We start from the raw sequence: 457 nt of genomic DNA, 5'->3' as shown, positions 1-457 counted from the left end.
GGAAATATTATAAAACTAAAATATTTTTGTAGAAGCTAGTAAGTATTATATTTTTATCGTGGTTGCCGACAATTGTGTACGCAGCGTTTTGCATTTATGATTTCTGTGCTAACAAGATCTAGTGGAGGCGCGATTGGTATTTCACTATTTCTTGCTTTATCAGGTAATATTGCATTACTAGCAGCAACTAGATATGATTGGGCGAAATATTTATTACCAGCAAACACAGATTTATACAGTATTGCAAAGAATGGAAGTTTTATTGATGGAGTAACGTTCCCGTTTGCATCATGTATGTTATTACTGTATTTATTTGTATTTTTAAGCGTTTCTTATACAGTATTTTTGAAACGTGATTTAACTTAAAAAAGGAGCCGTTAAATATGTCTTAACGGCTCCTTTTTTATGCAAATTGTTTAAGTGCCCTTTCAGCTAACAAAGCGAAGTATTCTGCACT

1 protein-coding gene is annotated in these 457 nt (G+C 32.4%); it reads left to right on the top strand.

Annotated features, from left to right (window positions below; all coding sequences use genetic code 11):
* The first annotated feature begins 96 nt into the window (after positions 1–96).
* Complete coding sequence (locus KYG_RS24005) at positions 97–366, top strand: hypothetical protein (protein ID WP_202798346.1); 270 nt, start codon at positions 97–99, stop codon at positions 364–366.
* Positions 367–457: the final 91 nt, after the last annotated feature.

The sequence above is a fragment of the Acidovorax sp. NO-1 genome (genome assembly GCF_000238595.1).
Taxonomy (GTDB): Bacteria; Pseudomonadota; Gammaproteobacteria; order Burkholderiales; family Burkholderiaceae_C; genus Acidovorax.
Note: the sequence above shows the minus strand (reverse complement) of the source record. Positions and strands in the feature narration are given on the sequence as shown.

Excerpts from the sequence above, each read along its gene's own strand:
- KYG_RS24005 (WP_202798346.1), top strand. The coding sequence starts at position 97 with ATGATTTCTGTGCTAACAAGATCTAGTGGAGGCGCGATTGGTATTTCA.